19 protein-coding genes, 1 tRNA gene and 1 pseudogene are annotated in these 20,166 nt (G+C 46.2%); 6 read left to right on the plus strand and 15 right to left on the minus strand.

What is annotated here, in order from left to right; translation table 11 throughout:
• Positions 1-1,103: pseudogene (locus tag METPAY_RS11045) on the minus strand (PD40 domain-containing protein); the annotation flags it as partial.
• Between the two features lie 281 nt (positions 1,104-1,384).
• On the opposite strand from METPAY_RS11045, the gene METPAY_RS11050 reads away from it, so the two are divergent.
• From METPAY_RS11050 to METPAY_RS11060, 3 genes are all read left to right on the plus strand, one after another.
• Positions 1,385-1,469 (plus strand) — tRNA-Leu (locus tag METPAY_RS11050).
• Between the two features lie 81 nt (positions 1,470-1,550).
• Positions 1,551-2,873, plus strand: a complete 1,323-nt coding sequence (locus METPAY_RS11055; RefSeq protein ID WP_048152555.1) for a hypothetical protein — start codon at positions 1,551-1,553, stop codon at positions 2,871-2,873.
• Positions 2,874-2,998: 125 nt separating this feature from the next.
• Entirely contained in the window at positions 2,999-4,363 is a 1,365-nt protein-coding gene (locus tag METPAY_RS11060) for an ATP-binding protein (RefSeq protein WP_048152556.1), read from the plus strand.
• A gap of 5 nt (positions 4,364-4,368) precedes the next feature.
• On the opposite strand, the gene METPAY_RS11065 is transcribed toward METPAY_RS11060, so the two are convergent.
• The 5 genes from METPAY_RS11065 to METPAY_RS11080 form a co-directional block, all read right to left on the minus strand.
• The gene (locus tag METPAY_RS11065) at positions 4,369-5,094 is read right to left on the minus strand and encodes a TetR/AcrR family transcriptional regulator (protein WP_048152558.1); all 726 of its coding nucleotides are present in this window, start codon (positions 5,092-5,094) and stop codon (positions 4,369-4,371) included.
• Positions 5,095-5,119: 25 nt separating this feature from the next.
• Complete coding sequence (locus tag METPAY_RS11070) at positions 5,120-5,920, minus strand: EFR1 family ferrodoxin (RefSeq protein ID WP_048152560.1); 801 nt, start codon at positions 5,918-5,920, stop codon at positions 5,120-5,122.
• 285 nt (positions 5,921-6,205) lie between these two features.
• Positions 6,206-6,343, minus strand: a complete 138-nt coding sequence (locus METPAY_RS15170; RefSeq protein WP_013329123.1) for a hypothetical protein — start codon at positions 6,341-6,343, stop codon at positions 6,206-6,208.
• 542 nt (positions 6,344-6,885) lie between these two features.
• Entirely contained in the window at positions 6,886-7,317 is a 432-nt protein-coding gene (locus tag METPAY_RS11075; protein ID WP_048152561.1) for a HEPN domain-containing protein, read from the minus strand.
• The gene (locus METPAY_RS11080) at positions 7,301-7,852 is read right to left on the minus strand and encodes an ArsR family transcriptional regulator (protein ID WP_048152563.1); all 552 of its coding nucleotides are present in this window, start codon (positions 7,850-7,852) and stop codon (positions 7,301-7,303) included. Before METPAY_RS11080 ends, METPAY_RS11075 begins: the two co-directional genes overlap by 17 nt.
• A gap of 424 nt (positions 7,853-8,276) precedes the next feature.
• Between METPAY_RS11080 and METPAY_RS11085 the strand changes: the two genes are divergently transcribed.
• Complete coding sequence (locus METPAY_RS11085; RefSeq protein WP_048152564.1) at positions 8,277-8,555, plus strand: nucleotidyltransferase family protein; 279 nt, start codon at positions 8,277-8,279, stop codon at positions 8,553-8,555.
• Between the two features lies 1 nt (position 8,556).
• On the opposite strand, the gene METPAY_RS11090 is transcribed toward METPAY_RS11085, so the two are convergent.
• From METPAY_RS11090 to METPAY_RS11130, 9 genes are all read right to left on the minus strand, one after another.
• Positions 8,557-8,748, minus strand: coding sequence for a hypothetical protein (locus METPAY_RS11090; protein WP_048152566.1), 192 nt, complete (start codon positions 8,746-8,748; stop codon positions 8,557-8,559).
• Between the two features lies 1 nt (position 8,749).
• Positions 8,750-9,115 carry a YlbF family regulator gene (locus METPAY_RS11095; RefSeq protein WP_048152567.1) on the minus strand — a complete coding sequence of 122 codons (366 nt, stop codon included), beginning with the start codon at positions 9,113-9,115 and terminating at the stop codon, positions 8,750-8,752.
• Positions 9,116-9,284: 169 nt separating this feature from the next.
• The gene (locus METPAY_RS11100; RefSeq protein WP_048152569.1) at positions 9,285-9,476 is read right to left on the minus strand and encodes a hypothetical protein; all 192 of its coding nucleotides are present in this window, start codon (positions 9,474-9,476) and stop codon (positions 9,285-9,287) included.
• Complete coding sequence (locus tag METPAY_RS11105; protein WP_048152571.1) at positions 9,476-9,841, minus strand: YlbF family regulator; 366 nt, start codon at positions 9,839-9,841, stop codon at positions 9,476-9,478. Before METPAY_RS11105 ends, METPAY_RS11100 begins: the two co-directional genes overlap by 1 nt.
• 279 nt (positions 9,842-10,120) lie before the next feature.
• Positions 10,121-10,366, minus strand: coding sequence for a type II toxin-antitoxin system MqsA family antitoxin (locus METPAY_RS11110; protein ID WP_048152573.1), 246 nt, complete (start codon positions 10,364-10,366; stop codon positions 10,121-10,123).
• Positions 10,363-10,677 carry a DUF4258 domain-containing protein gene (locus tag METPAY_RS14765; protein ID WP_084600842.1) on the minus strand — a complete coding sequence of 105 codons (315 nt, stop codon included), beginning with the start codon at positions 10,675-10,677 and terminating at the stop codon, positions 10,363-10,365. The genes METPAY_RS11110 and METPAY_RS14765 overlap by 4 nt, the downstream gene beginning before the upstream one ends.
• A 180-nt stretch (positions 10,678-10,857) precedes the next feature.
• Positions 10,858-12,921 (minus strand): cation:proton antiporter domain-containing protein, encoded by a 2,064-nt coding sequence (locus METPAY_RS11120; RefSeq protein WP_048152576.1) that lies wholly within the window; start codon positions 12,919-12,921, stop codon positions 10,858-10,860.
• 625 nt (positions 12,922-13,546) lie between these two features.
• On the minus strand, positions 13,547-14,407 hold the full coding sequence (locus tag METPAY_RS11125) for a methanogenesis marker 8 protein (protein ID WP_048152578.1): 861 nt from the start codon (positions 14,405-14,407) through the stop codon (positions 13,547-13,549).
• Positions 14,408-14,469: 62 nt separating this feature from the next.
• A complete protein-coding gene (locus METPAY_RS11130; protein ID WP_048152580.1) occupies positions 14,470-15,651 on the minus strand; it encodes a molybdenum cofactor synthesis domain-containing protein in 1,182 nt (393 codons plus the stop codon).
• A gap of 278 nt (positions 15,652-15,929) precedes the next feature.
• Here METPAY_RS11130 and METPAY_RS11135 point away from each other — a divergent pair, with 278 nt between their 5' ends.
• Together METPAY_RS11135 and METPAY_RS11140 are read left to right on the plus strand one after the other, a co-directional pair.
• Positions 15,930-18,272, plus strand: a complete 2,343-nt coding sequence (locus tag METPAY_RS11135; protein WP_084600844.1) for a PAS domain S-box protein — start codon at positions 15,930-15,932, stop codon at positions 18,270-18,272.
• A 262-nt stretch (positions 18,273-18,534) separates the two neighbouring features.
• On the plus strand, positions 18,535-20,166 hold a 1,632-nt coding region (locus METPAY_RS11140), incomplete at its 3' end, for a carbohydrate-binding domain-containing protein (protein ID WP_245611637.1).

Below are 20,166 nucleotides of genomic sequence, written 5' to 3' on the forward strand. Positions count from 1 at the left end.
CCGAGCTGGTAGTTCGCAATTCTGGTCAGGTTGCTCCCGTCGGGGTCGATGATTCCCACATACGAGCTGTTCAGGTATGCAAGCCGGGTTCCGTCCGGGTTCCAGGAAATATCTCCGGCTTCGCCGTCCGGAAGGATCTCCTGCTCTCCTGTTCCGTCCGGCCTGATCGTCCAGATGTCTCCTTCCCTGACGAACGCAATCAAATCCCCGTCCGGGCTCCATGCAGGATAATAATCCCCGGTACCGGGGTAGCCGCTCCTTGGAATATAATATTCTGTTATCATCCGGGTCTCGCCCGTATCTGCGTTTGCTATCGCGAGGCCGGATTCTTCAGTTGTATAAAGAGGGAAGACGAACTCATTTCCGTCCGGGCTCCAGGATGTTTCCGCGATAATGGTCCAGCCGACAAAATACGAGAGTGCTATCTCGCGGGGATTACTTCCGTCTTCGTTCATGATGTATAACCTGCAATATTTGCCGCCATCCCCGGGAACTTTAACCCCGTCGGCCTTATGCGTAGAGCTGCTATACTCGCTCATGTTGATCCCGGAGGCCACGATCTTTGTTCCGTCGGGACTCCAGGAAGAGAAGTACATGTGCGTCAGCGGTCCGGGAAGCTTTACGGGCTGCGAACTGGTATCCGGGAGGACATATACGGAGGTGCTTCCGTTTTCATAGCCGGTAAATGCGATCTTTCCTGAGACAGGATCGTACCCGAAGTTCTCGACGTCTTTTATATTCGTCAACCGGGTGAGGTTGTTCCCCGCACTGTCAATCATCCAGAGATCAGTCTCCCGGCCATTTCTTCTGCTGCCACTACCGGAATTCTCTTCCCGGGGGCTGCTATTTATAAAGACTATATCATTTCCGTCGTTTACAAAGGCAGGCAGCTTAAAAAGATCCACAGTCCCACAGAAACTGATGGCGTCCGTCTTCAGCTGCTCCTTCTCTTCGTCGGTCAGGTCGGGCGGAGAATAGCCGCTTATAAAAAGCAAAAGCCTGGGAAACGTGAACATTATAATAATGACTCCGACAGCGATTCCCAGGAATAAAATTATTCTCCCGTACTTATCAGATTCCGGTGAATTTCCCCCCGATTTCATAACAGATCACAGGAGGTTTGGCAGGGATCTAATTAAAGCAGTTTATTTTGTTTTCGCAAAACGAGACAGAGCTCACATCGTGCATACTTTGAGCGAGAGGATCGACAAAAGAATTCTTGTACATTTCGAAACCCTAAGGCAAATTGCGGCCAACAATTTCATAAAAAAATATTCTACTAATATTCGTTTGTAATTGACACCCAGAATATTTTTTGACAAATTATTTCCAAAAAAGAGATTCTTTATCTAATCCCAGTGACTATTTTATTCTGCATTTTTTGGCGAGGGTTGCCGAGCTTGGTCAAAGGCGCTGGATTTAGGGTCCAGTCTGTTAGCAGTTCGAGGGTTCGAATCCCTTCCCTCGCATTTTTTTGATTTAAACTAGTGATACATTCTAAATTATAAAATTAAGAAAATTATATCCTTTACTAAAATAAAAATGAAATTATGGCTTCAAATAATACAATATATTATGATTCAATTGGAGAGTGGCTGATAAATGAAAAAGAATGCCAGGAAAATGAATTTTGCAAAGGGTATGCCAGTGATCTCAAATTAAATAATGGTAAAAATATTGATGTACTTGGATTGAAGTACAAGTTAAACGAAGATAATATTTCCTTTAATTTTTTTGATTTTTATGGATATGTAGTTGATATAAATTCGTCTCATAATGAAGCACTTCAGAAATTGGAATTAATAAAAAATGAATACGTGACAAGTGCGGAATGGAAAAGAGGATTTCGGGAAATATTTTTTTATGTCGCATTTCCAGGATTTAAAGCTCATAATGAATTACAAATGGGAGCAGAAAAAAATGGTATAGGTCTCCTTAGATTAGAAAAAAGCAAAAATAATGAAATAAAAGTAATTGAAGAATTAAAACCAAATCCTGTTGATTTTCAAAATACAAGAATGTCAAATCGAGTTCAAAAATCCATAGGAACTTTTGAAAAAGCGATATATTCAAAAAATTATTTCAAGGAAATTCTAAAAGGTCATGAAAATATATTTAACTCGTTTCTACGCCCAAAGTTAGATAATTATAAAAGAAATTTAAAATTAGATGACGCATTGCAATATTGTGCTTCTGACGAAGGACAAAAGCTATTAAATTACGTGTATACCCGAACTAAGAATAAATATCCTGAAATAAAAGACCGTGTCATTTGCCCAAAAAGCGATGAAAATCGGATAATATTTGAATTATCAAATGATCATGATGAAATATTTAAAATAAGAGTCACCCAGGATTATTTTTATATAGATATTAAAAGCGGAAAAAGCTTCAGGATATACTCAGACAATAACATTCTGGAGTTTTCAGAGGAGCATTGTAATAATCCCATTCAATATGAAAAGGGCCTAAATACTCTTCTTGAGACGGAATTAGATCCAATTCTAAACAATTCATATCCAAAAAATAAATATTGTTATTGTAGATCAGATGAGGCAAAGAAAGCTCTAGTCTATACATACAAGCAGATAATTGATAAATTTCCAGATATTATTCCAATAAAGAATAGTCCAAAAACTGGAGGAGAAATAATAATTTTCCAATCTCCTTACACAGGAAAGGAATTATTAAAACTTGATATAAAAAGGGATTATTTCTACATAAGAACAATTTCCAAGATAGATTACAGGATTTATTCGTATTATAATATAATCGAATTTTCTCAAGAAACGTCCGGAAAAAAATCTGAATTTAGCTTAGATGACATATTAAACACTACAATACAGATAAGGATCACAGAGAAATATAAATAACATTCGTAAACTGCAAAAAATGACTCAAATAAATATAAAAATCGCTACACAATTTAATTTTTCACTCAAACCAATGACCCTTGCACCGGCAGACATAACACTACTAATCGCGATTAGTACTAATCATGATTAGTCCTTTCATCGACAGGGAAGAAGAACGGGCCGTCCTGGAAGAAGAGTGGCAATCGAACGGCGGAAGGCTCATCGTCCTCTATGGAAGGCGAAGACTCGGAAAAACAAGACTTCTATCTGAATTTTCAAAAGAAAAGGAGGGAGTCATGTTTTTCGCCGAGGTGGCTCCCCCACTCAGGCAGATCAAAGAACTCCAGGAAGAATGTGCACGCTACTTAAACGACAACCTCCTCGCAGACCTCACGATTGAATCATGGTCGCAGCTTCTCTCCTATCTGGCGAAAAATCCGCCAAAAAAACGATCATACCTGATAATCGATGAATTCCCGTACCTGGTAAAGAGCGATAAAAGCATCCTTCACGCACTCCAGAAGGCATGGGATAAAGGACTGGCGGAATCGAAATGGTGCATCATCCTCTCCGGCTCGGCACTCGACCTGATGGGTGATCTCGCACTCTCTTATGCATCACCAATCTACGGGAGAAGAACACGTGACATCCTGCTTACAAACCTCCCTTTCAGGTATTCAAAAGAATTTCTCAAACAAACCTTCGAGGATTCCTTAAAGACTTATTTCACCGTCGGAGGAGTCCCGGAATATCTCCAGAAGGCTGCCGAATACGACACATTCGACGAATTCGCAAAAAAAGAACTCTTCGGAACATACGGTTACTTCTACAGGGAGCCGTACTTTCTCCTCTCGCAGGAATTCCGGGAGCTGAAGATCTACCAGGGAATATTACGGTCTATAGCAAAGGAGAAGACAAAACCGTCCGAAATCGCCTCGCACTGCGGTATTGAAACGCGAAAAATATACCCTTATCTTGACGGAATGATCAGGCTGGGATTCGTCGAAAAGGAATCACCAATCGCAGGAAGCTCCAGGTATTCGATGTACAAAATAAAAGACAGGATGATAGCTTTCTGGTATCGCTACGTCTATCCTGAAAAAGGGAAGATTGAAACCGGTACGTTCAGTTATGAAGACTGCAACCTTTCACAGTACTTCGAAGCACAATTTGAAACACTAATCCGGAAAGAAATCGCCCCGTCCATCTTCCCGGGAGCTGATACCGGACGCTGGTGGCACAAGGAAGAAGAGATCGACCTGATCATTATAGACGCTAAAGCAAAGACAGTTGTCTTTGGAGAATGCAAATACGGCGACAAATCAGTGTCCGATGCAGAAAATATCCTGGGCGGGATGAAACCAAAATCCGAACTCGTAAATATTGATGAAAACTACACCAGGAAATATGCCCTCTTTGCCGGAAGGGTTGGTGATAAAGAGAAGCTGAAAGAAGAAGGTTACCTGGTCTATGACCTTGAAGACCTGCAAAGAATACTTGTGAAATAAAAAAATCAAGATTCTATTTTCTCTTCTTTTCCCGGTTCCACAGTCACGGTCAAAGAAAATCCAAACGATTCAAAATCCCTGAGATCCATATTCGGAGAAATCTTACCGGAAGAGATCGAAGGAATGATGAACCTGAAAAATTCACTGGTAAACTGCTCGTAGCTGAACCCTTCCGCCTCTATGACCAGCTTCCACTTGTTTTCCATCGACAGGATACCCATGAAAGAGGTCATAAGGTACATCGAAGCCAGGAAAGGATCGAGGTCCGCCCGGATTGTCCCGTCATCGATGCCCTCGCGGATCGCATCCCGGAGGATCAGCCGGCAAGTACCATATCCTTTCCCAATCTCTGCGGTACACGGATTTTCCCCGGAAAAACGTTCGGAACCGTAATAATGAATCATCCGCAGGTAATCGGGATATTCCTGTGAATACAGGTAATAAGCCCGGCCCATCAGGAGAACCCTGACAATCCCCGGCACATCCTTCTCCATGCATTCCCTGTATTTCTCCTCAAGGATACGGACGCCGCGGAGAACAACAGCAGCGAAAAGCGCCTCCTTATTTTTAAAATACAGATAAATCGTGGCCTTGTTCAGTTCGACCTCGCGGGCGATATCTTCCATCGATACATCTTCATAGCTCCGGGAAAAAAAGAGACGCTCTGCCGCTTCGATGATCTCGTTCTTTCGCTGTTCCTTTTCCCGTTGTCTTCTGTCGGCGACTCCCATAATTATACAACCCAACCCAAAATTGTCAGATAAAACATTCGGGCTCCTTTCGCTCGCTGTAAAGCGTATGGAGACGAAGCTGTGCATCCTTTACCAGACCGGGTTTCATCGTTCTCGCACCCTTCGGACAATTCCTGATGCAGGCGCAGCACGTGATACATTTCTCAATATCTGTCGATTTGCAGTTCTCCGGGTCGATTGCACCCACCGGGCATTCCTCCGCACAAATCCCGCACTGGTCGCACTCGTCGCTCACCGCAATAAAATCGACAATCCACAGTTTGGAATCCCCACGGTAAGGATGGCAGCCGGGAATATTTATATCAGTGATCTGGTCGACCGACCGGACGGTGTCGAGTTTTTCCTGTACCCTCTGCCCGAATAATTCTGCTTTGCGCAGATCATCTTCATCCGGGCGTCCCTGTGCCGTCGGTGTCCCGGGGTCCGAGAACGAATGTTCACCGATAAATGCTGCACCGGCGATCGTTCTGCACCCGCATCCAGCCACGATCTCTTTCAGTTCGAGGAGTGCGTCTTCATATACGCGGTTACCGTAGACGACGACACAGACCGCCGGGGTATTTTGAGCCTGAATTTCATTCAGCCATCCGGTTAATAGTGCAGGCACCCTTCCCATATAAACCGGAACCCCGATTACGAGCAGTTCATTCTCCCGGATTTGTAAAGGCTGTTCTCTTGCACCCGGCCGGGTGATATCCAGCAATTCCACATTGCCGGGTTTCATACCTCGTGCAATTCCTTCGACAACCGCCTTCGTTGTTCCTGTAGGCGAAAAACAAACTAATTTCACGGATTCTATTTCCATTTTATTCACTCCTTTGCGACTGCCGGAGGCAGTCTCTTAAATTATTATAACCTTAAGTTAAAATATAACTATTGGTTATCTAATAACCATTGGTTATAATACAAAGATATGATTATTAAATCTTCCAGCTGAACCCATTTACGCCACGGAAATTACCGTTGTCATGTCCGAAATATATGAGAGCATCCTGTAGCGTGAGAATCTCACGGACTTCTGCGGTAAGTTTTCGCAGGAATCACAAAGTGATTTTCATGCAAATAAAAATAGTAAAAAATTAGAGAAGGCCTATTTGATCTTTTTCTCAAGCTTCTTGAGCTTCTTCTTGGCGGCTTCGCTGCCTTCTGCCGCCTGTTTTGAGAGTTCTTCTGCCTTTGCCTTCTTTGCTTTATTCAGCTGTTCCATTTGTTTTTTAGATCTTGGCATACAATTACCTCATAACGCCTGAATTGTTCCATTTATCTTTTTTCCTTTTTATGAATATCCCTGCATCGCACGACACGGACTTTCATTCTCCGGTTATATGGAATGAAATTCCCGGGAACGCACGAAGTCCTGATCCGCCGGGCATATCTCCAGTCTCCCGTCGCATTGTATTAATGTCCGGTATTCCGGGAATTTGATGGTGACCCCGCCGAACACATTTATTTGATCTGTGAATTCACAGCTAGTATTTGATTTTACATGCAAATCACTTTGTGATTTACATGAAACAGTACATGAAACTTTGTTTCATGAACGTTTTTTATTATGTTTTCCGGATAAACATATTCCAATGAAGTATGCTCTAAAAGTGTATTCAGGTCCAAAACAACGAATTCAGGGCAGGGATCATATTTGATCGAAAGAAAGGCTATAAAAGATATTCTTCTCTGAAAAAATATTTTTGAAATCCGGAAATTCCTGAGAGATCAAATCCTTCGTTAAGATATGTCACGGGAGGATCAACAGGCATCCCTGCCGCTCTTTTAATCTTTCAAAAGGAGTCCTTTTGCAATATCAAACGTCCGCACAGTGGACCTGACGACATCCTCCGCTGCCTCCTCCCCGTAAGTCGAACTGTAGTCAGCAGCTTCACGAACTCTCATCGCATGAGAAAAAGCCTCAACAACCTCCCTGTCGATAATACCTTCATCCAGAAGCAGGGCCTCGGCAGCGTAAAGCAGACATGAATGGCTCTTTTCCCGGTAGCCCTCCGAAAAAACGAGAGCCCTTATCGAATGGAACTGCGAATAATAGCCCTGAATAATTGCCCATTTGAAATCATTTCTTCCATTAGAATCCTTCGCGGACTTCAGGTCCCTTTCCGCTTCCATAATCTCTTTGGAAACAAGAGCCGGGTCTCGCCCGATCCTCACGATCTTCCCGGTCTCAAGACACCTTTCAAACCTCGGTCTCATCCTCATTTCTCCTGAAAAGTTCCTTTCCCTGCATCACTCTCTCATAGAAAGGCCGGTCTTTCTCTCTCAATGCTCTGAATTCACCGGGCGAAAGGACGATTGCAGACAATTTTCTCCCTCCGATATATTCATTGAGATTAACGACGGATTCGACCGTTTCCTTATCATCGGTATCGATTAAAATATCTATGTCGCTTTCGGATGTATCGTCCCCCCTTGCACAGCTCCCGAACAGGACAACTCTCAGGGCTGCCTTTTCAAGCTCTTTTAAAAATCCGGCACACTCCAGGAGAGTAATAAACACCTTCATCTCCCGCAAAACAGGACTTTCCATATTCGCCCTGTAAGTGACAATCCTGCCTCTTTCTTTCCTGATAAGGAGACCAGCTTTTTCGAGCTCCTTTAAAGTCTCGCTTACAGGACCGAGAGAGAGATTTAGTTCTTTTGCAATCTCCCTTACGTAAAATGAATCGTTGTATCTTCTTCCAAGAAAGCGGACAATGATAGCCGACTTTTCCGAACATATGTTCGCCATAGAGAACATTTGTTCGTATATACGAACAATAAATATATTAAATTATTTACTAACTCTAACCGATCCTCAAAATGCGTAACATAATAATTGGCTCTTTGCTGTTCAATGTGGGTAAATAATTTAGGGATAGCAACCAATTATCCGGAAATACTTTGCATTTTCTTATCTTCAAATTTGTTCATTATATCCATGGCATTGCCGTATTGCCTACATACCTTACTATACCTTACTCAGGCGACCCCGGCACCGGCGGCCAGGTCTGCCGGACAGCTCCTACCCGGGGGCCTTGCCTTAAGATATCCCTCTCACGGTTCGCTCAGGGAACCGGCAAGGGTCCCCCAGGCTGTTTTTTGACATATTCCGTTCCTTATACACAAGGAATTTACCGCATCTCGACGTTATGGTTTGTCAAAAGTAGTGAGACTTGCTTTTATACCCACACAGATTAACGAAGAACCTAATAATTAGCAATATAAAAGAACCCGGCATAATCGGATCATATGCAAGAGGAGAGCAGACCGAAGACAGCGATCTCGATATAATGGTCGATTTTAACAAGCCAACCGGATGGGAAGTCGTCGATCTCAGGGACGACCTTGAAAAGCTCCTCGGACTGAATGTGGATCTTATCCTTAAAGCAGGGATAAAGCAAAGAAAAAAAGTTTTCGACGGAATAAAAGAGGACGCCGTGTATATCAAATAATCTACTTATAGCTGCACCCACACGAGGAAACGCATACCGAAGCGTAATCGATCTTTGTTATCTCCTCGACCCTCAGATTCACTTCGATAAGCAGCAGGAGAAACTCGGGGGGACTCATCTCTTCCTTTGCATCCTTCAAAACGTCGGCGAGCTTCTCCGCCTCTGCAAGAACTTCGCTATCTCCGGCAGGCATGTTACCGGCACCCCCCTAATCTCTGTGCAAACGGCTGGCCGATCTTTTCGCTGATCATTTCGTTCGAACTCCTGAAAAGAGCCGCGAGTGCCTTCTGCGAATTTTCAAGATTTGAAAGTGTCTCGTTGCTCTTCATCTGTGCCTCAAGTTCATTCAGTTCGCCGAGAACCTTCCGGTCGAATCCTTTCCTCTGGAGCTCCAGCTGCTTCAGCCGGTATTCCCGCAGGAGATCCTGTGCCATTTGGTCTTTATTCAGTTCCTCGTCGCACCGGATCAGGTTCAGGTATTCTTCGCTCTCGACAATAGCTTTGCCGAATGCGTTTATCCTCTCCATAAGCTCGTCGCTGATCTTCGATTCTTCTGCCATGTAATTTCCCCTGCTGATAATTTTTGGTAAATACGTTCATGAAACGAAGGTTTCATGTACCGTTTGATGCAAATCACCACGTGATTTTCATAGAATGTATTCTTAAAAAAAGGTTTTCAAAAAAGATTTTAGAAAGATCCTGGTGGGATCTATGAGGTTCAATATTGTTCTAACTGCAATTGTAATCGCTGTAGGGTGCACAGATCGACCCGTAATCCATCTTTGTAATCTCTTCAATCTTCATGTTCATCTCGATAAGCACGAGGAGATATTCGTTAAGGCTCATCCCGTCCTTTGCAGCCGCCAGGGCATCTGCAAGCCTTTGGGCCTCTGCAAGGACTTCGTTTCCTTCGGCGGACATCAATAACATCCCCCGCGTTTCTGTGCGAACGGCTGATCAATCTTGCTGCTGATAAGATTGTTCGAACTTTTGAAGAGGCCGACGAGCTCTTTCTGTGAATTTTCGAGGCTTGCCAGGGTCTCGTTGCTTTTCATCTGTGCTTCAAGGTCGTTCAGCTCACCAAGAATCGTGCGATCGAATCCCGTCAACTGCAATGCCTGCTGCTTCAGCCTGTACTGCCGGAAAAGATCCTGTGCATTCTGGTCCTTATCCAGTCTCTCGTTGCATTGTATCAAAGCCCGGTATTCACTGCTCTCGAGAATGGCATTCCCGAATGCATTTATCCTCTCCAGGAGTTCAGGACTGATCTTCGATTCTTCCTTCATGCATAGTAAATTGTTAATATGTTTTAATAAATTTTTTTCTTAAAAAAATGTTTTTTAATTAACATGCGAAGGCGCATATCGATTCAATACATCTAATTGTAACAGGGTCTCAGGAAAAGTTTACGGAATCTCTCCTGAAAAGTTATTTCCCTGCATCAATCTCCCATAGAAAAGCAGAATTTCTCTCTCATCACCCTAAACTCACCTGGCGACAGGATGATTGCAGACCATTTTCACCCTTCGATATATTCATTGAGATTAAAAAAGGATTCAACCGGGTCAAACTTCCAGTTTAACTTCGCCTGCCGCAACGGGTTTGCAACAGATCCTGCCTTTATGAGCATCTTCCATGATCTTATCGATTTTTCTGGAGATCTCCGGAGTGAAAAAAACCTCTCCGCACTGATCACAGATGTATGCCGGGATATCCCTGATGATTATGACCTCTTCACCGACCCGCACCATGAATTCGGTCTTTCCTTCTTTAAGATTTCCTTTACAATAACTACATCTTTCAGGGATCATTCGCTCTTCCTCCTAATTTTATATTCAATCCAATGATATTCATCCGGCACATATACTGTAATAATTCTGAGATGATCCTCGCAGAATCCTACTACTAAATGATAGGGCTGATTATTAATATATCCAAGTATCAGTACAGAAGGGCAGGGCTGATCATCAGAATATTCTTCTATGATCTCTCCGTTTTTTAATAAAACAACCAGATCATCTGTAGATACATTTCTTTCAAACATCCTGACTCTGGCATGCATTGAAATTATAAATGAATCGTCTGACAGTAATTTTTCAATCCTGACTGAATACTTCGACATAGAGATCGATAATTATCTTATTACCAACATGATATTTGCATTAACCGGTCCGTTAAAAAATTGGCCTTTGGTTTTCGTCATGGGAAAAGATAATGAAGAAAAATAACAACGCACAAAATCGTACTAATCCTGATTAGTACTAATCACGATTAGATCCACTATACTAAAATCCAAAAAAAATTATTCTCCCTTCTCGGTAAACATCGGGATAATCATATTAATCGAAGTTCTCTCGCCGATCACGATCGCAGTATCGCCTTCATATAAAACCGTGTTCTTGTCGGGATTAACTTCCGCATCGGCCGACAACCTCCTGACGGCAATAACCGTCACCCCGTAATCTGCACGGAGGTGGAGCTCGGAGAGTTTTTTCCCGCAGGCATCCGAATTTTTGCCTACGTGAATCTGCTCCACCGAGTTCCTCGTCTTCGGCATCCTCTCCTCCGCCTCCCTGATCTTCAGGCCGAATATCTCGAAGAACCCGGGCTTCGGTTCGGATTTCAGGTGCGACAATACCGGCTTTTCAAAATAAGTATCGTAAAGTTCGCAGCGGATCTGCCTTGCATACTGGTCGAGCTCCTGCTGGGGAACCTGCTCGTTTGCAAGAATCCTCCTGAAGATCTGGATCGCGGCCTCTCTTTCATCCACGATGACCTCGTCCGCACCGAGATGGTAGAGATCCGCGATCTCGGAGATGAATCTCGAACGCGTGATAATGCCGATTTTGGGGTTCTTCCTCCTTACCGCAGTAATTACAGCCTTTACAGCCTGCGTATCGGGAATTGTCAGGATAATTGCCTTAGCAGTACCGATCCCTGCGAATTCAAGAACCGATTCGTGCCTTGCATCGCCATAAACAACCTTCTCGCCCCTCTCCCTCTGGTCGCGGATCGTATCGGGATTCAGCTCCAGGATCACATAATCCATCCCGATCCTCCTGAATGCCTTTGCGACATACTGGCCCACGACACCGTATCCGACTATAATCACATGCCCCTTCGGCTCTTCACCCGCTATCTCAGGAGCGGTGCCTGCAGCCCCTCCGAATGAAAGAGGAGCGTTCCCGTTCGGAACCGGATTCCCCCTGGCAAAAGCCCGGGCCATCCTTGGTGCCGAGTCGACGAGGAACGGGGTGACGGCCATCGTAACGATCGAGATCGCGAGGAATATCTGGTAGAAATCATCGGTAATTATTCCGGCAGCAAGACCGGTCGATCCGATTATGAACGAAAATTCACCGATCTGCGAAATTCCGACCGCCGACATAAAAGCAGCACCCGAATCCGCACCCGTCGCTTTTATGCTCACGAAATTTATCAGGCTCTTTCCGACGATTACCGCCGCAGCAAGCAGGACAACCATCACGAGATGAAACCCGAGGAAAGACAGGCTCACCATCATACCGATCGAAACGAAGAAGAAGCTCGTCAGGATATCGCGAATGGGCATGATCTGGCCGACAACCTCATGGCTGTACTCAGATTCCGATATGGCAATCCCCGCGAGGAATGCACCGAGTGCAAGAGAAACCCCGTTCAGGGACATCAGCCAGGCGATCCCGAAACAGATTACGACTATCGTGATGATGAAAAGCTCGTTGCTCCTTACCGCCGCAACCCTGATCAATAAGCGGGGGACGAAAAATATTGCCGCAATAAGAACCAAAGCAAGAATTATCAATCCAAATATGAGGCTCAGGATCTCTGTCGGGATACTGCCGCCCGAAGTTCCGGCAAGGATAGGGATAATAAGCATCATCGGGATTACGCTGATATCCTGGAATATCAGGAGCCCGAGGGATGTCTTGCCGTGCGGCGTATTGATCTCGCCTTTCTGCTGGTAAAGATTCATTATAATGGCAGTCGACGACGGGGCTACGAGAAATGCCGTAAGGATCGAAACAGCCGTGGAATAACCGAGATAAGTCATTATCAGCCATACTACAACCGCCGTAATCAGGAGCTGAAGGCCGCCGCTGACAAGAATCTTCTTCCACATCGCCAGGAGATTTTTGAGCGACATTTCAAGCCCGATTGTAAACATCAGGAAGATTACGCCGAGCTCGGCAAGCAGCTCGACCTGCTCTTCGGTAACGAGCCCGAGGAGCGAGGGGCCCACGATAATTCCGGTTAAAAAATACCCGATGATCATCGGAAGCCTGAACCGCCTTCCGACAAAAATGACGGCAAGTGCACATGCCAGAATTATGAATACTGCTGTTATCAGTTCTGTTTCGGTTTCCATAGACAGGGAGGCTCCGGAAAATATTGATCGCGAATTCTATTTTGACGACTGCCTAAAAGAATGGTAATTTTAAGTATATACGATTTATCAGGAGCTTTGAACCGCAGAATTTCCGGGAGACGCCTAGGATCAAATAACACAACATCTTTCATCCGCAGGCAAAATTTTGGCTCTTCGCTAATATGTGTGAGTATAAAAACGTTTAGGAAACAAAGGTTTCATGGACTGTTTCATGTAAATCGCAACGTGATTTTCATGTAAAAGCAAGTTTCACTACTCATGACAACCCCTCGCCGCGAGCCGCACAGCAGGCTCGCGGATCGGCCCCGACCTCGGGGCCTCTCCATTGCGAGAGGCCACTCAGGGGATAGACGAGTATCCCCAGAGTGGCAAAACGCGGTAAATTTATGGCACGTACAGAATAAAATATGCCCAAAAAACAAAATTCAACAGCTCGGGAGACCCTTGCCGGTCTCCTGAGCGTGCCGTGAGGGAACTATCTTAAGGCAAGGCCCCGGGGCAGGGGCCGTCCGGCTGGCCTGGCCGCCGGTGCCGGGGTTGCCCGAGTAAGGTATAGTAAAGTATGTGAGGATGAAAAAATGCGAAGAGCTGTTTGGGCTTTCCGTCAGATCAAAGGCTCGGGCCGGTTCCCGGAGATCACAGGGAGCTTCGTCGTCTTCACAAGGATCTGCTCCTCCCCGCACCGGACCTTTTCAAGAATTATATCCTTCGCCACCGGGGTCATTGCATATGTAGGAATAGCGGTTCCGGCTTGAACGAGAGCCCTCTTTCCTGCGGCCTCGTGGATTGTTGCCGACGCACATGACGTTACAAAGTCGGATACCGAAACAAGGGTCTCTGCCTCCCCCCTGTCAAGTCCGGTGACGTGAACGCCGAATATGATCGCATCCGGGTACTGTCTGCGGATCTTCTCCGCCTCAGCCGGAAGAGCAACGGTTACCGCCACTTTTTCGTATCCAAGTTCGTATGCCTTCGCAAGGCCGGCCATCTGGTCGAGCGATGCATTCTCTTTATCGATAACGATACCTCCGGCCTCCTCGATCCGGCGGATCACCTTCTCATACGGAACGGTCTTTACGAGTCCCGACATCCTTCCGCCGATACCCTGCACGAGCGAAGGATTCGGAGAAACGAGGGTTCCCGCTCCGTCGCATGCAAGAACTACGGCATCGATCATCCCGGCCGAAAGCCCGAAACTCAGGATCTCCGACGCCCCGAACCCGACGAATTCACGAGTCTCTATCACCTTTCGTTCCGGCGTGCACATTCCCCAGGTCTTTATCCTGTATTCGATATTAGCCTTAACAGACTCCCTGTCGAGATCGTACACGGGGCAGGAAAATTTTTTCGTGAGCGGGCAGGACTTGATCAACGCCTCTCCCACCTCGACAACTTCGCCTTTTCTTACGACGATCCTGCATCTGCCGGAAGCCTCGATTATATGTTCGTCAAAAATTTCATTCATTATTTATCCTGATGATAAATTTGAGACTTATAAATAAAGAGATTATCCGGCGGGAAAAAAATTCAGGGGGAAGGAATCGTCCTTAGCATCCGGACTTTGACTACATCTCCGCTGTGAAGTGCAAAGGTTCCGGGCACATGGAGGATCGCATCCGCTCTTACCATTATCATATACCCCGGCGACCTCGACAGCGGGACAATCGAAGTCTCTCCGTCTTTTTTCTCCACCTTTACCATCATGAACCGGTCAAACTTTCCCATAGAAGGGATATCTGCGGCAAGCACTCCTCTCACAATCGTATCGGGTATCACTGGAACGCCCCACTGTACGAGCAATGGACGGACCAGTTCATGAAATACCGTCCTGGCGGAGATCGAAGGGCCGGGCATCCCGAAGGCAGGTTTACCGTTTACCCGTGCCATTGATGCGGGCTTCCCCGGGCCCATCGCAACTCCGTGTATGAGAAGCTCGCCCGAATCTTTCAGGGCATTTACCGTGAAATCCTTCGAGCCGGCGGAAGAGCCACCGAAGACCATGACCATATCGCACTCGACGAGAGCCTTATGGATCCCCTGTGCGATCAAATCACGATTGTCGCTGAGAATCGGGTACAATACCGGTTCAACCCCGTACTGCTTCAGGTACGCCCCGAAGATGTACGAATTCGTATTCACGATCTGTCCCGGAACAGGAGTCTCATCGGGGGATATTATCTCGTCGCCTGTCGCGATAAGGCCGACTTTCCAGTTTTTCACGGGAATTTCGGTGAGCCCGCAGTTGAGAAGTGCACCGATATCGAGCGGGGTTATGAGATGCCCGCCGTCCATGATCAGGTCTCCTTCTTCCACATCTGACCCCTTCGGGATGGTATTCTCGTATGGCGAAACAGGAGCATGAATCATGTACCTGTTCTCCGCAACTTTCGTCACCTCCTCGATCGCAATGACGGCATCGAAACCTTCGGGAAGCGGCATTCCCGTATTCACCCGCGGGGCCTCGAGCTCGATCCCGTTATCCTTTCCGGCACCCGTCGTCTCATTGCTCCTGACCGCAATACCGTCGGGCCCGCCGAGTATAAGCGGGGGATTGGTTCTCTTCGAACAGACAGGTCCGGCGAGGACACGGCCGCAGGCATCGGGGACAGGGACCGTGATCCGGTTATCAGGGGCGGCAAAAGACGTCAGAATAATTTTTTTCGCTTCATCAAGCGGCATAAGATTCGGGTTAATACACATTCGCGGCATAAAGGCACCTTCGGACCGATCAGGTTACGGTCCTTTTTTAAAATATGAATCTCGTCCCTAAAATTTCAATAAGTTCAATTAACCTGTCCTCAGGATACCTGGTGACCGGCCGGATCAATTAAATTGACTTTCGCATTCATATTCCGGATATAGATGACTAAGGATCAGGCAAAAATTTCCGAAATTCAACCGCTCCCCCAAATAACAGCGATAAGCAGATTTTTATAAATTCAACACAATTAGAAATTTACCACACACGTATCCCCGGATGAAATCTAATGGTAGCATTAAAAAGCAACACGAAAACAACTGAAACAATTTCCGTATTACATATCGATCAATCCTCACCAATACCGGATAAGGGAAGACTTGTTCTTATGGAAAACGGGAACATTTCAGTTGAGGCCTGTAAAAGTGAAAAAGAAGCCTTCAGGATTTTATCAAAGAAAAAATTTGACGCAATAGTTGCAGGATGCATAACTTCAGGCTGCAACGGGACTTCATTTATCAGCCGCCTTCGTGAAAGCGGGGACGAAACACCGGTCATAATATTCACCCCGGAGGGACACGAGGACAATGTCATCGATATGCTCAACAGCGGAGCGGATTATTATATCCGGAGAGACGGCGATCCTGAAACGCTGTACGTCAGGCTTTCCGAAAAGATAACTCAGCTTGTCATAGAACGGAAGAAAAAATCGATCATCAGGTCGTTCTTCTATTCAAACAACGACGTGATGTTCGTCAAGGATGAAAATCTCAGGTACATAATCGCCAATGACGCAGCACTGGATTTCTTCGGGGTCGGCCGGGACGAACTGGATAAAATAACCGACCTCAACCTGATGGATAAAAAAACCGCTGAGATCTGCCATAAAGCAGAAAAGAAGGCGTTGGATACCGGACAGCCTGTATTCACGGAGGAAAACATTGGAGACCGATATCTCAGGTGCATGAAATTTCCCATGGAGATCTCCCCGGGAAAAACAGGGATCGGTGCAATAGTCAGTGACATAACCGAAAAAAGACAGGCCGAAGAGAAACTGAAGCAGCATTTAACAGAACTGGAAGATACTCAAAAGAAATTAAAGGACAATGAAGAATACATAAAAAACGTACTTGACAGCATCCCGGTCGGCATAGCTGTATTCACTTTTAAACCTGAGATCAGTTTTGTATACTACAACCAGAATTTTCTTAAATATCACAGAATACCGGAGAAAGCACTTGAAAGTATCGATACGTTCTGGAAAAGCGCCTATGAAGATCCCGTCTTCAGGGAAGAAATAAAGGAGAAGATTCTTACAGAGCTTGAAACGGGCGATCCCGAAAGAATGCAATGGTACGAGGTTCCTGTAACACGTTCGGGCGGGGAGACCACCTATATTAACATGAGAAACATTCCTCTTGACAACAGAGGGCAAATCATCTCAATGGTCTGGGAAGTAACCGAACAGAAAGAAGCAAATGACAAGAACAGGCTTCATCTCGAGCGTTTAAAACGGCTTCTTGATCTTTACCAGATCTCAGGCGGACCGGAGGAGAACCTGATGATCCACGCCCTCGAAAACAGCAGATCCATGACCGAAAGCAAGTACGGGTTCATAGGAGTCCTTACGGCCGACGAGTCGGAGATGATCGTTTACCAGTGGTCCAGGGATGTAATGAAGAGGTGTGAAGTCCAGGCCACTCAAAAACATCTCCCGATCAAATCGGCAGGGATCTGGGCCGAGTGCGTCAGGAAACGTGCACCGGTTATAGTGAATGAATATTCCCAGGATAATCCCGGAAAACGCGGTCTTCCCAAAGGGCACGTTGAAATTTCACGTATCCTTGCAGTCCCCATCTTTGACTCGGGAAAGATCACTGCAATCATTATCGTCGCCAACAAAAAAACGCAATATTACGAAGATGATGCCGACGCCCTTACCACTCTCGGGAACCTGATGTGGGAGATCCTGAAGACCAGAAGGGCTGAAGACGAACTTATACGAGAAAAGGAACTGTTCTCACAGACATTCGAATCACTCCGGGATGCGGCATTTGTCCTTGACTCCAATCCTTTAGCAATAAGAAAGGCGAATAAAGCCGCTTCAAAACTTTTCGAATACAGCATAAAAGAAATGAAGGGCAAACAACCCGATTTCCTCCTCGTAGACGACGATTCCGTAGAGCAGTTCAACAGGCAGATCTACCCCTACACTACCGAACATAAAGAAGTGCCGAGATTTGAATTCATGATGAAAAGAAAAGACGGCACGGTATTTCCGGCAGAACATTCGATATCTTCGCTCTATGATTCCGGCGGAGACCAGAAAGGATGGGTCCACATAGTGAGAGATATAACATCCGAAAAGGAAGCGGAAATGCGTGAAAAAGCTTCTCTCAGGCAGATAGAGGAAAATATGGAACAGCTCGCAACACTGAACGACCAGATCAGGAACCCCCTCGCGGTCATTTTAGGCCTTGCCGATCTCAAATGCCCGGAATCTGCAAAAGAGATAACCGATCAGGTCAACGAGATCGACGGGATGATTAAAATGCTGGATGAAGGATGGGTACGTTCGGAAAAGATCTGGGCATTTTTAAAGACGCATTACGGCCTGGGGAAAATGGACTGATCACCAAAACCAGTTTGGAAATAAAAGAAATCCCATAACGGCCGGAATAATCGCCGGATCAGAGAATACAATTTTCATCTCCGGCACGCTCCAATTATAGCACATGTTAAAACATGGTGTCCAATAGTAAAGTATATTTTACATTATAATTAATATAACCCTCATATACGGTCAATACCGTGGCGACGGATCTTCTGACAGATATGATAACAGGAATCTCAAAAAGATCCGTGAACACGGGGGAAAATAAGAAATGAAACAGATGAAACTGATATTACCGGCACTGGTAATTGCAGCCGTGATCATTCTCGCCTCGGCGGGATGCACAGGTACCGGTGATTCCGGTTCCGGCACCCAGGCGGCGGCCACAAACGGAGCGGCTGCTTCTTCCGCGTCGGTTACAACAACAGCCTCGACACTCAGCACAATATCCGTAGAATACAAGAATGCGGATCTCGAGACTGACTGGGAAGAGTCGGACTCGACCATCATCACCCTGAACGGTGATACCGTTACGATTGACGGATCAGGTGCAACAGCCGACGGGAGCACGGTGACGATCACATCCGAAGGGACATATGTAGTCAGCGGAACACTCGACGATGGACAGATCATAGTGAATGCGGGAGACGACGACAAGGTTCATCTCGTACTAAACGGGGTGGACATCACCTGCCTGACAAGTGCACCGATATACGTTCAGAATGCCGACAAGACTACAATTACTCTCGAAGACGGAACCACAAACAAAATCACCGACGGAACATCCTACATCGTCGATGAAGAGGGAGAGCCGAACGCCGCAATCTTCAGCAAGGACGATCTCACGATCAACGGCGACGGAACACTCATTGTGGATGCGAACTACAACAACGGTATCCAGAGCAAGGACGACCTGAAGATCGTCTCAGGAACGATCACCGTTACTGCAGTAAACGACGGCATCAAAGGTAAGGACTCGGTCGCGATTAAGGACGGAATCATAACAATAGATGCTGAGGGAGACGGAATTCAGTCCACAAACGACGAAGACACAGAGAAGGGTTATGTCGTAATCGAGGGCGGAACCATAAATATCACTGCAGGAACTGACGGAATCCAGGCTGAGACCACAGTCGAGATCACGGGTGGAGATATTACGATAACGTCCGGCGGCGGAAGTTCCAACGCCAGCAGCAACAGTGGCGGAAACTGGGGCAGCTGGGGAATGCAGTCGACTACGACATCCACCGACAGCGACACCTCGGACAGCGCCAAGGGAATAAAGGGCGTTACCGGCGTGATAATCTCAGGCGGAACGATCGATATCGATTCCTCCGACGATTCGATACACTCGAACGATGCAATAAGAATAGACGGCGGAACGATCACTCTCTCGTCCGGCGACGACGGTGTCCATGCCGATTCATCTCTTGAGATAAACGATACGGACATGGAGATAACAAAGAGTTACGAAGGCCTTGAAAGTGCGATTATCACGATAAACGGCGGAGATATCAGCATCACCGCAAGCGACGACGGAATCAATGTCGCGGGCGGAAACGACGGATCGTCGGTCAACGGAAGAGCGGGCCAGAACGAGTTTGCAGCAGTCGACGGATTAAGCCTGACCATAAACGGCGGATACATCTACGTCGACGCTGACGGAGACGGGCTCGACTCCAACGGTGATATGTATATCACAGGCGGAAAGACGATCGTCAACGGTCCGACGAACAGCGGCAACGGCCCGCTGGACTATAACGGCGAATTCGTGATGACCGGAGGATACCTCCTTGCAGTGGGAAGTTCGGGAATGGCGCAGGCACCCTCTTCATCATCCACGGTAAACTCGGTGATGATAACCTACTCGTCATCGCAGTCCGCAGGAACACTGGTCCACATAGAATCTGAA

Source organism: Methanolacinia paynteri (assembly GCF_000784355.1).
GTDB lineage: Archaea > Halobacteriota > Methanomicrobia > Methanomicrobiales > Methanomicrobiaceae > Methanolacinia > Methanolacinia paynteri.